The organism is Ewingella sp. AOP8-B2-18 (genome assembly GCF_052376015.1).
GTDB lineage: Bacteria > Pseudomonadota > Gammaproteobacteria > Enterobacterales > Enterobacteriaceae > Ewingella > Ewingella allii.
Genome location: NZ_JBQSVB010000008.1, coordinates 151,962 through 164,829 on the forward strand (window position 1 = coordinate 151,962; position 12,868 = coordinate 164,829).

A 12,868-nucleotide genomic window follows, 5' to 3' on the forward strand; every position below is an offset into this window, starting at 1 on the left:
CAACCTGCGTAGATGAATAATCCCGTTTCGCTGATCGGTCAGAAAATCCGCCTTCGCCCCCTGACAGAACAAGATGCCGATGCCCTGATGCTTGCCGCCTCTGACGGTGAATTGTGGAATATGCAATTGACCAATATTCCCTCGCCAGACACTGTCGCGCAGTACATCAATATCGCGATCACCGGCCGCAATGCGGGCACGGTGCTGCCGTTCGTGATTGAAGAGATTGCCAGCGGCAAGCCGATAGGCTCGACCCGCCTGTGGAAGATTGATCCTCAAAATCGCAAGTTGGAAATCGGCCACACCTGGCTGTCGGCCTCGTGGCAGCGAACCTACGCCAATACCGAGGCCAAACTGCTGCTGCTCACCCACGCCTTCGAGGAGATGAACTGCGTGCGGGTGCAGTTCACCACCGATGAGCTGAATGAGAAGTCGCGCAATGCCATTTTGCGCTTAGGTGCTAAGCAGGAAGGGATTGTGCGCCACGAGCGCATTATGCCAAACGGCCGTAAACGTAACTCGGTGCGATTTAGCATTATTGATGAGGAATGGCCTGAGGTGCGCAGCAATCTGCACAGCAAATTGCAGAGTTTTGGCGCGGTTGGCGGATGAATCTGCTCGGCTTCGCGCTGGCGATCCTGCCGGTGGCTCTCTCGCCGGGGGCCAGTTTTACCTTAGCGATGAACAACGCTGTTCAACAGGGAATGCGCGGCACCGGACGAATTATTCTCGGCACCCTCTTCGGCATTTATACCCATGCACTGTTGGCTGGACTTGGCATCACGCGACTTATCGTGGCCTATCCTGCTTTGATGAATGCCATCAAAATTGCCGGCACGGCATATCTTTTCTATTTGGGAATTCGGCTGATCCGCAGTGGCCTGAACGCCAAGGATTTGGCTTTCACCTCCGGCAGTCGTTCAACCGGCATCAAAGAGGCCTATTTTGCCAACGTGCTGAATATTAAAGCCATAATGCTGTATCTCACCGTGGTGCCCGCCTTCGCAGGCAGCGGTGCAACCCCGTGGAGTTATCTGGTGTTGGCGTCGATTCACGTCGCGGTGATGGCCCTGTGGTTACTCTTCGCCGGACAGATGCTGATTCGCTCCGCAGCCAAAATCAGCACCCGCAAACTGAAGAAAGTGATCGACATCGGCGGCGGCACGTTATTGCTGATTTTTACGATTTGGCCTTATTTGGCTGGGTAACTTAGATGCTCACAGCGTCTTTTGGTGCTGCTTTCTGCTGGCTAACAGTTGATGAGTTATCTTCTCAATCTCGGCGACGTCCCTAAAAGCCGAGGCGCGCAGTGCTAAATTCCACTTACTCAGCGTTCTTGCATTGGCCACCAGCGTTTCATTGCCAACCAGACGCCCATTTCTCTCGAGCCACAAAGCCACCTCGGCCCAGTCCCACAGGGGAGATTGCCCTTTAATACGCTGGATTGGGCAAGGGAAATCGCCTCCTCCGCGCGAGCCATCTTTGAGCAAGGCGATGGCTTGACGCGTCATGCCGGTCAGTTCTGCAATATCACTTAACCCGACCAGAGCAGAATCCACGGATTCCACAACTGCGCCTATGCCTGCCGATTCCACATCTCCAACCGCAGAGGCGATGGCGGCGTCGAGCGACTCAGCCTCTCGGTCGAAATCAAGATAAACCGAGCGACCAAAGGCGCTGATTAGCGCATCATCACAGTTGCTGCGGTAAAGCGCGTCTTCCAAACCTTCAGTTTGATAGGTCACGCCAGAGAGCATAAGAGTGAAATTGTAGAGCGGCATAAGACCTCCAGAGGTCAAAAAGGGCGAAGTTCTCGCCCTCACTACGATATGCAATTAAGAGCAGCGGTTTACCATGCGCACTATTTGGTGAGCGTGGTTTGCAGCACTTTTCGGCGTCGACCATATACTCATTGCATGGTCCCGATGGTCACATAAGGGATTTCCGCAGCGCAACTTACAAAAACAGTGCGCCGAGCTACCCGGTGCCACCCAAACCCAGCCTCGTGTTAAGGCATATTCAATGGCTGCTTGAATATGTTTATTAGGACGTGCCTTCATTGGCCTCCGATGAATGTACTTTAAACACAGTGTTGACATCAGTCAACGCTCATTCACGTTCTTTCCTTACTGGTTCACATCCAATTCATTAACGCATAGCGCAATCCCCCTTTGCTTGCGCTGGGGCAGCCTATAAGATCTCAGGTGTCACCCGGGAGAGTGGTTTTACTTTTAAGAGCAGTGCAAGCTGGTGATCACGCCCTTCTCATCAGCCATGATATTCAAACGCTCAGGATTGAAGTCCATGGTTACCGCCGTGCCCGGTGTGATGAGGCGCATAGGTTTGGCGAAGCGCATGCCGTCCAGCGTAGAGGAAGGTTTGCCGATTAAATATTTAAAAGATGCCGCATTACAGGTGTCCGGCTGTTGTACAGCGTCCTCCTGCTTTGCGGTTTCCCCGTGGTTTTGACAGGCAGTCAGTGCGAAAGTAGCCAGAGAAGCGACGAGCAATAGTTTGATTTTCATTATAAAAGACTCAAGGTTTGAAAAAATAAATTCACCCAATGAATTTAGACATACACATTGGCGCAGTCCATAGGAAAATCCATGAAAAGTTCTGGTGAAATGCCGTATCACTGAACTAGTTCACAATGTACATTTGGTGAATTATGCACTATATTGCGGCGCTTAACGCGATATTCCACCGGCGAATTGCCGTGGAAATAACATTTTATAGCGCTCTGTTTTTGCATAAGGAACCGCACCATGGCGACGCAGTCCGTCGACACTTCCCCCCGTTCTGTGATGGGTGGCGCAATGATTATTGGCGGCACCATCATTGGCGCAGGCATGTTTTCTCTTCCCGTCGTGATGTCCGGTGCCTGGTTTTTCTGGTCAGTGGCCGCGCTGGTTTTCACCTGGTTCTGCATGCTGCACTCAGGTTTGATGATCCTTGAAGCCAACCTGAATTACCCCATCGGCTCCAGTTTCAATACCGTGACCAAAGACCTGCTGGGCAACGCGTGGAATCGCATCAACGGCATCACCATCGCCTTCGTGCTGTACATTCTGACCTACGCCTATATCTCGGCCAGCGGCTCGGTGATCCAGCACACCCTGCGCGAAATGTCCGTCAGCTTCTCCCCGCGTCTGGGCGGCCTGCTCACCGCGCTGGCGGTAGCCTTTATTGTCTGGCTGAGTACTCGCGCGGTAAGCCGCATGACGGCCATCGTGCTGGGTGCCAAAATCATCGCCTTCTTCCTGACCTTTGGCAGTTTGCTGTGGCACGTCAAGCCAGTGAACCTGCTCAATAGTGTGGAAGTAAACCCGAGCTACATGCCTTACCTTTTAGCCACGCTGCCGTTCTTTCTGGCGTCGTTTGGCTATCACGGCAATGTGCCGAGCCTGATGAAGTACTACGGTAAGGACCCGAAAACCATCCAGAAGTGCGTGCTGCTCGGCACCCTGATGGCGCTGGGTCTGTACGTGATTTGGATGCTTGGCACCATGGGCAATATCCCCCGCCCTGAGTTTATCGGCATCGCCGAGCGCGGCGGCAATATTGACGTGTTGGTGCAGTCGCTGAGCCAAGTGCTGAACAGCGCCGGGCTGGATTTACTGCTGACCATCTTCTCCAACTTCGCCGTGGCCTGTTCCTTCCTTGGGGTGACGCTGGGGCTGTTTGACTATTTGGCCGACCTGTTCAAGTTTGATGACAGCAAAACCGGACGCTTCAAAACTGCGCTTATCACCTTCGTCCCGCCAATCATTGGCGGCGTGATCTACCCTGACGGCTTTATCTACGCCATAGGATTCGCCGGTTTAGCGGCAACCGTCTGGGCGGTGATTGTCCCGGCGCTGATGGCCAGAGCCTCGCGCCAGCGTTTTGGCAGCCCGCGTTATCGCGTCTGGGGTGGCAAGGCGATGATTGCTTTAGTGCTGCTGTTTGGCGTGCTCAACGCCACGGTGCATATTCTCTCCAGCCTCAACTGGCTGCCGATATATCGCTAAAAGCGGTCTGCTGTCGGCAATAAAAAACCGCCTTTATCGGCGGTTTTTTATTGCTAAATGCTTAACCACGGCAGCCTTATAGCCAGCGTTTAAACCACGCGGTTTGCTCGGCGACTACCGGCGTGAAGTGCTCGCCAGAGTAGAAGTCGTAGTGCTTCGCGCCTTGCTCAACGTAGAGCTTTTTCTCGGCGGTGGTCAGCGCGTGGTACAGGTCGATTCCCTGCTCCGGCGGGTTAACCTTGTCCTGCTCGGCAACCATCACCAGCACCGGACAGGTAACTTTGGCGGCGTGAACGGCGGGTTTGTAGCGCAGGGTTTCGCGCACGGTGAGGAATGGGATCTTGATATCCATCGCTGGATACTGGGTTTTATTCTCTTCGAAGAAGGCTTTGGACTCGTCGTCGCTCAGCACTTTAGTGATGGAAACCATCATCTCTTTGCCGGTGGCCAACTTCTTATCATTCATTTTTTCCAGCGTGGCGATAAAGCCCGCCTTATCTTCCGGCGACATCGCGCCGGTCACCACGTTTTCACCGTCGGCGAAGCCCAGCTGGCTCACCACGGCTTTCACGCGCTCACCCGCCTGCGCGGCAGCAGCCATCACGTGACAGCCGCCGAAGCTGGTGCCCCACAGGCCAATGCGCTGGCTGTCGATGATACTTTCATCTTGCAGCGTGCCGAGTACGGTGAGGATATCCGCGATCTGCATTTCAGGCACTAAACGGCCTTTCTCGCCGCCGCTGGCGCCAAAGCCGCGATAGTCGAAGGTGACGGCGGCAAAGCCCGCGTCAACAAAGGCTTTCACGAATGCAGGCAGGAGGATTTCCTGAATACCGCAAAAGCCGTGGCAAAGAAGAATGGCGGGAAATTTTTCACCGGTTTGGGGTGCATGAAGTGTTACAGCGATGTCGTCTGCGGTTTTATATTTTGAAATTTTCACCTGAACTACCTTATTGGTACAAAAGGAGCCCGTTGTATATCAACAAAATTAGCTTGGAAACAAGAGGCTAATTCTGACTTGATTACTACAGAATATTTCATACACCGCGCAACCCGCCGGATTAACCGGCAAACACCCCGCGCCCTTCCAGGCAATCATCAATCACCTGCAACACGGCTTCCTCGCTGTGCAAACCCGCGCGATACTTGGCATGAGTAAACACCGCAGGCTGGCCGTTTCGCATCGCGAAGCCATAACCGGCGCTTTTCAGCATTTCTAAATCATTGCCGCCGTCGCCGAAGGCCATCACTTCCGCATCTTCCACGCCATAAATCGCCTGGATCTTCTTCAAACCGTTGGCCTTGTGGTTGCCCGGAATAATCAAATCCACCGAGCCGTGGCCGCTCGAAACCGGCGTGACGATGTCGCCCAGCGCCTGCTGCACCTCTTTCATCAACTGCGGCAAATGGTCTTGCGACATTTCCAAAGCGAACTTAAAAATTACGTCGTCAATCTGTCCATAATCGCTGATGCGGTTCAGGCGGAAGTAGTAACGGTTCATCTTCTTGAAGAAGGCATCGCCAAAGGAATTGAGCATGTACGCGCCGTTTTTGCCGCACACCACCACCTGCAGATAATCAATTTGGCTGATGAACGCCAGCACCCGCTTTATCTGCTCTTGCGGCATTTGCCCGCAATAAATCTGCTGCTGCTTGTCTACCACGTAGGCACCGTTTTCGGCGACATAGGCAATGTCCAAATCAAGAGAATCAAAGAAGGTTTTTAACTGGTAGAACTGGTTGCCGCTGGCGACCACAAACTTGATCCCCCTTCTCTGCAACTCGGCGTACTGCTGGGCAAAGCGCGGGCGATTGTAGTCGCCATGTTCATTCAAAAAGGTCCCGTCCATATCGACGGCGATAAGCTTAACGGCCATGTTAACTCCCCAAGTTTGTTAAAAAAAAGCCAGTACCCTCGTACTGGCTGGCACCATGCCACTCAGAAAAAATCAGTATTTCAGTTTATAAGCCCCAAGGCTGATGACGATAAACAGCGCCGCCATCATGGCGAAAGCCGCGGTCAGACTGGAAAGATGGGCCACGAAGCCGATAAATGCTGGACCGGCCAGCACCCCGAGATAACCCAGCGTAGCAACCATTGCGACCGACATATTGACCGGCATCACCTTCTCTTGCCCGGCCAGCGTGATAAGCACCGGCACAATGTTAGCGACGCCAATCCCTACCAGCGCGAAGCCAATCAGTGCGTTACTCCAGCCCGGCGCGAGCACCACCAGCAGGTAGCCCGCAATGCCCAGCAGTGCGCCAAACACCAGCACCTTTTTGCGGCCCAGCTTCTTCACCACCGCGTCGCCGGTTAAACGCATAATCGACATGGTGATAGCGAAAATGGCGTAGCCCCAGCCCGCGTGTTCCAGCGCCAGCGCGCGGTCCTGAGTCAGAAACACTCCGCCCCAGTCGAGCACCGCGCCTTCGCCCATAAAGCAGATCATCGCCATCAGCGCCATTAGGATCAGGCGGAAGTTAGGTCGCGCCTTGCGCCCCGGTTCATGAGAGGCGTTTTCGTTGCCACCGGTGGGTAGCAGTCGGTTAAAGAACAAGGCGGTGATCAGCACCACCAGCGCCACGGCGTAGCCGGTGCTGTGTAACGGCGGCAGCCCAGCACTGAGCAGCAGCGCGCCGCCGCCCGCCCCGGCAATGCCGCCGACGCTGTACAAACAGTGGAAACCCGACATCAGAGGTTTGTCGGACGCTTGCTCAATCAGCGTGCCCTGCACGTTCATTGCCACGTCGGTTAAGCCGATGCCCATGCCAAAGATAAACAGTGACAGCGCCAGCAGGCGGATATCGCTCAAAACCGCAAGCGGCGGCAGCATCAGGCAAAACAGCGCAATGCCAATCACAATCATCGAACGGCAGCCAAAACGGCCAATCAGTCGCCCGGAGCCGAACATCGCCAGAAGGGAACCACTGCCCAAACAGAGCAGCAGCAGGCCGAGATCTCCCGCCTCCGCTTGCGTGCGCACTTGGGCATAAGGCACCAGCGCGGCCCACAGGCCCATCGCCAAACCGGTAACAAAGAAGATAGCCCGCGTCGCCAGACGATTGACGGGAGAGTCAGTAATGGAAGTCGCAATTTGCAGTGACATCAAGCGTTACTCACGTGTATTCAGAGGGAAAATAGGGTGCGAAAAAAGAATCATCGCCACTTATTAAAAGTCTTTTAATAAGTGGTTAATCTACAGGCTATGCTGAAATATTGTCAACTACCGTGAAGGTAAAGAAATGAAATTAGTCAGCGAAGATGCGCTGCCGCTGGAAGTTCGCCAGTGTCAGTTCGGCAATGCCGGTTAGGTAATCTGACTGAATCGATTGGCGATACACCAGCTGGGGCATGTGCTGTGGAGGGATAGTCAGCAGGCATTGGCGGCCGACTTCAGTAATCACCTCGGGAGAGATTTGCGCGCCGGAAATCGCAATCGTTGCGGGGTTAATCACCGCCACCAGCGACCTGACCAGATTGACCATTTTGGTGATAATCGGCACGTCATTGCCCTGCGGCACCGGCAAGAATGAAACTTCTCCGGCAAAGTGGCTGGCACCCTGCAACACCTGTCCATTAATCACCACCCCGCAGCCGGTACAGTGCTGCTCAGGTTGCAGAATATAGGCCAGCGGCGCTTGCTCATGCGGGCAACTGTTGCGGTAAAAGCCCCAGGCGCTGTAGTTCATGTCATTTGCCGCCTCGACAAAAATGCCGAACTGCTGGCGCAGCTGCTCGGTCAGCTTCACCCCTTCGAACAGCGGAATATCGCAGGCTAATACTTCGCCTTGGGAGACAACGCCGGGCAGGCCAATGCCCATCGCGCGGATCGCCGGGTGGCGGCCAATCGCCTCGCTAATGGTGTCAGTGAACTGCGCCAATGTGAGGAATTCAAAGTGCTTATCCCACTGCTCCAGCACCTCGCCCAAAGCCGAGCAAACCGACACCACGATGCGGCTCTGCTCGGTCGTGCCTTCGACGTACAGGCTGAGCAATGAGAAGAAGCTTGGGTCACAGGCGAAACGCTGGGCCGGACGCCCGCCGCTGGAAACGTCCTGCGCCAGCGCCATCACCTCTCCCGTCAGGCAGAGTTCATTGAGCACCGTGCCACAGGTGGCAATGCTCAACCCGGTGTGCGCCGCCAACTCGGCCTTGGTCGCTGACGTCAGCGCTTTTAAGGCATTAATCACCAGCACCACGTTGTGCTTTTTGATTTCGCGAGTTGTGCGGGTAACTGGGGTATTCATAACGCCTCATAGACCGGGAGTGAGCAGGATAGAAGTTAATTCATTGAGCCGAAGGGGATTACACCACGCGCCACACGCCGTTCTTGGTGGGGCCAACGCGGGTCAACAGCCCCTTTTCTTGCAGGACTTTAACATTACGTTCGACGATACGGCGACTTTTCTACCGACATTTGTACCGCCATTTGTACCGACATTTCACGCGGGTGGCTAATAACCCGCCATGTAGAACCGCCGGTATCCCTAATCCAAAAAGCGCTGAGCGTGGTCAGCATCGAGTTTCTGTACTGCATCGTAACGGCCAAACAGCCGGTAACGGTTGATAGCGATGCGGTTGTAACACATGTCGCGGAAGGATTGCGGGAAAATGCGCAATAATCCCATCCAGCGCCAGGGCGCGGGTAAACCACTCATGGCGCGGAAAATCGCCTCGGAGCGCAGGAACACTTCTCCCTTATCAATCAACACGATGGTGTTGATCTTGTCAGCCGGCAGCCCGAACCAGACAAACAGCGCTTTGCCCTTTTCCGACTGCACCGGCACCATGCGCACCGTACGGTGTCGGTCATGGCGAATCAGGAAATTGACCCAGCCGATGCACAATTTGCAGGTGCCGTCGAAAATCACTATCCGGTCACCGGGCTGAATATAAGGGGGATTGCCGCGCATGCTGTGCTCCAGTAAGTCTGTTAGCCGCGACCAAAAATGGCGATCACCGCGTCCAGATGTTCTTTCATCGCCTTTTTCGCGGCGCGGGTATCGCGCGCTTCAAGAGCCGTCAGAATAGCCAGATGCTCGACTTCCGAACGATGCGGCATGTCCTGCGGCGTATAGTGCAACTGCAGCCCGCGGAACATAGTGCCATAACGATGTCCGAGCAGATGAGCAATGATAAAAGCATAGGCCGGGTTTCCGCTAGCCTGCGCGATGCGAATATGAAACAAACGGTCACCGGGATGGGTTGCTGAACCTTGGCGATTATCGCGGCAGTTCTGCTCATATGCCTGCCTGATACCCGCCAACTCCTCATCAGACGCGTATCTTGCCGCCAGCGCGGCTGTTTCAGGTTCGATCAATCTTCTGGTCTGTAACAGTGAAAATGGCGGCAGCTCGGCGGTGAAATCCAGCTCGATATTCAGCTCATCGTCGACATCCGCCCACTGGTTGCGCCCCGCCTGAGCCATTACCGGCTCTTGGGTAGGTTGCTGCACAGTTGCTGGCTGTTCGCGGACGATCACGCCATTTCCCACCTTAACGTCCACCAAACCGATAACTTCCAGCGCGATCAGCGCTTCACGCACGGAGGCGCGGCTGACCTGCAATTGACTGGCCAGTTCGCGCTCGGCGGGCAGGCGACTGCCGGGTGGAAATTCTTTGTTATCAATTAAGGTTTTAAGTTGATCAGCTATCTGCCTGTAAATACGAGGATTTTCTAATTTTTTTATCGGCATTGGACACCTGAGGTCATTTTAAATTAAGTGATTCAGCTAACATTTATGGGACAAAAATCTTGCTGAATTGTTTTATGCATGTAAAAAACTAGTTAAATGAAAAGGCGTTTTAAGTTGCACTCTGGCTGGTATTTTAGCAAAAAGATAGCAAAAAGAGCCTAACTTGACCCGTTTTTTTCGCCTTCAATGGCCTGACCATTAGACCTAAATTCACCACATCGTCTTCGGAGAAATCATGGATCTGACCGGGAAAAAAGTGCTGATCACCGCAGCGGGACAGGGGATTGGCTTCACCACCGCCAACCTTTTTGCCAAACAGGGGGCGCAGGTTTTTGCCACCGATATCAATATCGACCATCTTCACGGCATCAATGGGATTCAGCCCCACATCCTTGACGTGACCAGCCCACAGGCTATCAGCCAGGTTGCCGAAAAAATCGGCCCGGTGGACGTGCTGTTTAACTGCGCGGGCGTGGTACACAGCGGCGACATTCTAAGCTGCACCGAGCGCGATTGGCAGTTCGCGTTGGATCTCAACGTCAGCGCCATGTTCCACATGATCCGCGCCTTCCTGCCCGCCATGCTCGAGCGCAAGGCAGGCTCAATCATCAACATGTCCTCCGTGGCCTCCAGCATCAAGGGCGTGCCAAACCGTTTCGCCTACAGCGCCACCAAAGCCGCGGTGATTGGCCTGACGCGCTCGGTCGCCGCCGACTACGTGACGCAGGGTATTCGCTGTAACGCCATCTGCCCCGGCACCGTCGAGTCCCCTTCTCTGCGCCAGCGCATCGCCGCTCAGGCCGAAGCCGAGGGGCGCAGTGAGGAGGAAGTCTACCAAGCCTTTGTAGCCCGCCAGCCGATTGGCCGCATCGGCAAAACCGAAGAGATCGCCCAACTGGCGCTGTATCTGGCCTCGGATGCCAGCTCCTACACCACCGGCACGGTGCAAATCATTGATGGCGGCTGGAGCAACTGATCTTCGCGCCTTGGTAACACATTCAATTAGAAGGATTTTGGTATGAAATTATTACGCTACGGCCCGGCAGGTAAAGAGCGCCCGGCCATTCTGGACAACAACGGCAAGATCCGCGATTTATCGGCTCAGGTGAGCGACATCGGCGGCGACGCCCTGTTGCCCGCTTCACTCAATAAGTTGCGCCATCTGGACATCAATAGCCTGCCGCTGGTTGAGGGCAACCCGCGCCTCGGTGCTTGTATTGGCAGCGTCGGCAAGTTCATCTGCATCGGCCTGAACTATGCCGACCACGCCGCAGAAACCGGCGCCGACATCCCGAAGGAGCCGGTGATTTTCAGCAAATGGACCAGCTCGATTGTCGGGCCAAATGATGATGTGGAAATCCCCCGCGACTCGGTGAAAACCGACTGGGAAGTGGAGCTGGGCGTGGTGATTGGTAAAGGCGGCCGCTACATCAGCGAGGCCGACGCTCTGTCCCACGTGGCGGGCTATTGCGTGATTAACGACGTTTCCGAGCGTGAATTCCAAATCGAGCGCGGCGGCACCTGGGACAAAGGTAAAGGCTGCGACACCTTTGGCCCTATTGGCCCATGGCTGGTGACCGCCGACGAGATCCCCGACCCGCACCAGCTTAACCTTTGGCTGGAAGTGGACGGCAAGCGATACCAGAACGGCAACACCCGCACCATGATTTTCAAAGTGCCGAAAATCGTCAGTTACCTCAGCCGTTTCATGAGTTTACAGCCGGGCGACATTATCTCTACCGGCACTCCGCCGGGCGTCGGGTTAGGGCAAAAGCCACCGGTCTACCTGAGAGCAGGACAAGTGATGCATCTGGGGATTGAAGGCCTCGGCGAACAGCGCCAGAAAACGGTGCAAGCGTAAATTTTAAGGAGTTGTCACTCATGACCACCATCACGGCATTACGTGTTGAAGATATTCGCTTCCCGACTTCGCTGGCACTCGACGGCTCGGACGCCATGAATCCGGACCCGGACTACTCGGCGGCTTATGTCATTTTAGAAACAGATAATCCGTCGCTGTCAGGACACGGCCTGACCTTTACTATCGGGCGCGGCAATGAGATCTGCTGCGCTGCCATTAACGCGTTGCAGCATTTGGTGATTGGCCGCGATCTGGCTGCCATTACTGCCAATATGGGTGCTTTCTGGCGGGAATTCACCAGTGACAGCCAACTGCGCTGGATTGGGCCGGACAAGGGTGCGATTCATCTGGCGACCGGCGCGGTGGTCAACGCGGTATGGGATCTATGGAGCAAAGCCGAAGGCAAACCGCTGTGGAAACTGGTGGCCGACATGTCGCCAGAGGAGCTGGTGCGCTGCATCGACTTCCGCTACATCACCGACTGCATCACGCCGCAGGAGGCCCTAACGCTGCTGCAACAGCGCGCCGACAACAAGGCGCAGCGCGTCGAGAAGCTGCTGGCCGAAGGCTACCCGTGCTACACCACGTCGGCAGGCTGGCTGGGCTATCCCGACGACAAGCTGCGCCGCCTGTGCCAAGAAGCGGTGGACGCCGGTTTTGATTATTTGAAGCTGAAAGTCGGCCGCGATTTAGAAGACGACATTCGCCGCGTGCGCATCGCCCGTGAAGTGATCGGCCCAGACCGCAAGCTGATGATTGACGCCAATCAGGTGTGGGAAACCAACGACGCCATTCCGTGGGTCAACGCGCTGGCCTTCGCCAAGCCGTGGTTTATCGAAGAACCCACCAGCCCGGATGACATCGAGGGACATCGCAAAATTCGCCAAGGCGTGGCTCCGGTGAAAGTCGCCACCGGCGAAATGTGCCAGAACCGCATCATGTTTAAACAGTTCATTATGCGCGAAGCCATCGACGTGGTGCAGATTGACGCCTGCCGCATGGGCGGCGTCAACGAGGTGCTGGCGGTGATGCTGATGGCCGCCAAGTACAACCTGCCGGTATGCCCACACGCGGGCGGCGTCGGACTGTGCGAATACGTGCAGCATTTATCGATGATCGACTATCTCTGCATCGCCGGAACCCACGAGGGCCGGGTGATTGAGTACGTGGATCACCTGCACGAGCACTTTGTGGACCCTTGCGACATCAGGGGCGCGGCCTATATGCCGCCGCAAGCGCCGGGCTTCTCTATCGAGATGCATCAGGCGTCTATCGACCAATATCGCCACCACGCCTGA

The 12,868-nt window shown here is 55.2% G+C and carries 15 protein-coding genes; 6 read left to right on the top strand and 9 right to left on the bottom strand.

Annotated features, from left to right (window positions below; translation table 11 throughout):
* Window positions 1-12: 12 nt before the first annotated feature.
* A complete protein-coding gene (locus ACT3RR_RS16590; protein ID WP_496200755.1) occupies window positions 13-612 on the top strand; it encodes a GNAT family N-acetyltransferase in 600 nt (199 codons plus the stop codon).
* Complete coding sequence (locus tag ACT3RR_RS16595; protein WP_496200756.1) at window positions 609-1,208, top strand: LysE family translocator; 600 nt, start codon at window positions 609-611, stop codon at window positions 1,206-1,208. The genes ACT3RR_RS16590 and ACT3RR_RS16595 overlap by 4 nt, the downstream gene beginning before the upstream one ends.
* Window positions 1,209-1,217: 9 nt before the next feature.
* On the opposite strand, the gene ACT3RR_RS16600 is transcribed toward ACT3RR_RS16595, so the two are convergent.
* The 3 genes from ACT3RR_RS16600 to ACT3RR_RS16610 all read right to left on the bottom strand — a co-directional run bounded on the left by ACT3RR_RS16600 (window position 1,218) and on the right by ACT3RR_RS16610 (window position 2,525).
* Window positions 1,218-1,781, bottom strand: coding sequence for a helix-turn-helix transcriptional regulator (locus ACT3RR_RS16600; RefSeq protein ID WP_496200757.1), 564 nt, complete (start codon window positions 1,779-1,781; stop codon window positions 1,218-1,220).
* 54 nt (window positions 1,782-1,835) lie between these two features.
* Complete coding sequence (locus tag ACT3RR_RS16605; RefSeq protein WP_353504072.1) at window positions 1,836-2,060, bottom strand: hypothetical protein; 225 nt, start codon at window positions 2,058-2,060, stop codon at window positions 1,836-1,838.
* Window positions 2,061-2,231: 171 nt separating this feature from the next.
* Window positions 2,232-2,525 (bottom strand): I78 family peptidase inhibitor, encoded by a 294-nt coding sequence (locus ACT3RR_RS16610; protein ID WP_396132178.1) that lies wholly within the window; start codon window positions 2,523-2,525, stop codon window positions 2,232-2,234.
* Between the two features lie 240 nt (window positions 2,526-2,765).
* Here ACT3RR_RS16610 and mtr point away from each other — a divergent pair, with 240 nt between their 5' ends.
* Window positions 2,766-4,010, top strand: a complete 1,245-nt coding sequence (gene mtr, locus ACT3RR_RS16615) for a tryptophan permease (protein ID WP_496200758.1) — start codon at window positions 2,766-2,768, stop codon at window positions 4,008-4,010.
* A gap of 76 nt (window positions 4,011-4,086) precedes the next feature.
* On the opposite strand, the gene uilS is transcribed toward mtr, so the two are convergent.
* The 6 genes from uilS to ACT3RR_RS16645 all read right to left on the bottom strand — a co-directional run bounded on the left by uilS (window position 4,087) and on the right by ACT3RR_RS16645 (window position 9,709).
* Window positions 4,087-4,950 (bottom strand): UilS family quorum-quenching N-acyl-homoserine lactonase, encoded by an 864-nt coding sequence (gene uilS / locus ACT3RR_RS16620; protein WP_496200759.1) that lies wholly within the window; start codon window positions 4,948-4,950, stop codon window positions 4,087-4,089.
* Window positions 4,951-5,071: 121 nt separating this feature from the next.
* Window positions 5,072-5,887 carry a Cof-type HAD-IIB family hydrolase gene (locus tag ACT3RR_RS16625; RefSeq protein ID WP_496200760.1) on the bottom strand — a complete coding sequence of 272 codons (816 nt, stop codon included), beginning with the start codon at window positions 5,885-5,887 and terminating at the stop codon, window positions 5,072-5,074.
* 72 nt (window positions 5,888-5,959) lie between these two features.
* Window positions 5,960-7,120 (bottom strand): MFS transporter, encoded by a 1,161-nt coding sequence (locus tag ACT3RR_RS16630; RefSeq protein ID WP_353504067.1) that lies wholly within the window; start codon window positions 7,118-7,120, stop codon window positions 5,960-5,962.
* A gap of 142 nt (window positions 7,121-7,262) precedes the next feature.
* Window positions 7,263-8,261: an ROK family protein gene (locus ACT3RR_RS16635; protein ID WP_353504066.1), complete on the bottom strand. Its 999-nt coding sequence runs from the start codon at window positions 8,259-8,261 to the stop codon at window positions 7,263-7,265.
* A 240-nt stretch (window positions 8,262-8,501) separates the two neighbouring features.
* Window positions 8,502-8,927 carry a thiol-disulfide oxidoreductase DCC family protein gene (locus ACT3RR_RS16640; protein ID WP_496200761.1) on the bottom strand — a complete coding sequence of 142 codons (426 nt, stop codon included), beginning with the start codon at window positions 8,925-8,927 and terminating at the stop codon, window positions 8,502-8,504.
* Between the two features lie 20 nt (window positions 8,928-8,947).
* Window positions 8,948-9,709: a FadR/GntR family transcriptional regulator gene (locus ACT3RR_RS16645; protein WP_034796203.1), complete on the bottom strand. Its 762-nt coding sequence runs from the start codon at window positions 9,707-9,709 to the stop codon at window positions 8,948-8,950.
* A 235-nt stretch (window positions 9,710-9,944) separates the two neighbouring features.
* On the opposite strand from ACT3RR_RS16645, the gene ACT3RR_RS16650 reads away from it, so the two are divergent.
* The 3 genes from ACT3RR_RS16650 to ACT3RR_RS16660 are packed head-to-tail and all read left to right on the top strand — an operon-like array spanning window position 9,945 to window position 12,868.
* Window positions 9,945-10,685, top strand: a complete 741-nt coding sequence (locus ACT3RR_RS16650) for an SDR family oxidoreductase (RefSeq protein ID WP_496200762.1) — start codon at window positions 9,945-9,947, stop codon at window positions 10,683-10,685.
* A 42-nt stretch (window positions 10,686-10,727) separates the two neighbouring features.
* Complete coding sequence (locus ACT3RR_RS16655) at window positions 10,728-11,570, top strand: fumarylacetoacetate hydrolase family protein (protein WP_353504063.1); 843 nt, start codon at window positions 10,728-10,730, stop codon at window positions 11,568-11,570.
* Between the two features lie 20 nt (window positions 11,571-11,590).
* Complete coding sequence (locus ACT3RR_RS16660; RefSeq protein ID WP_496200763.1) at window positions 11,591-12,868, top strand: L-fuconate dehydratase; 1,278 nt, start codon at window positions 11,591-11,593, stop codon at window positions 12,866-12,868.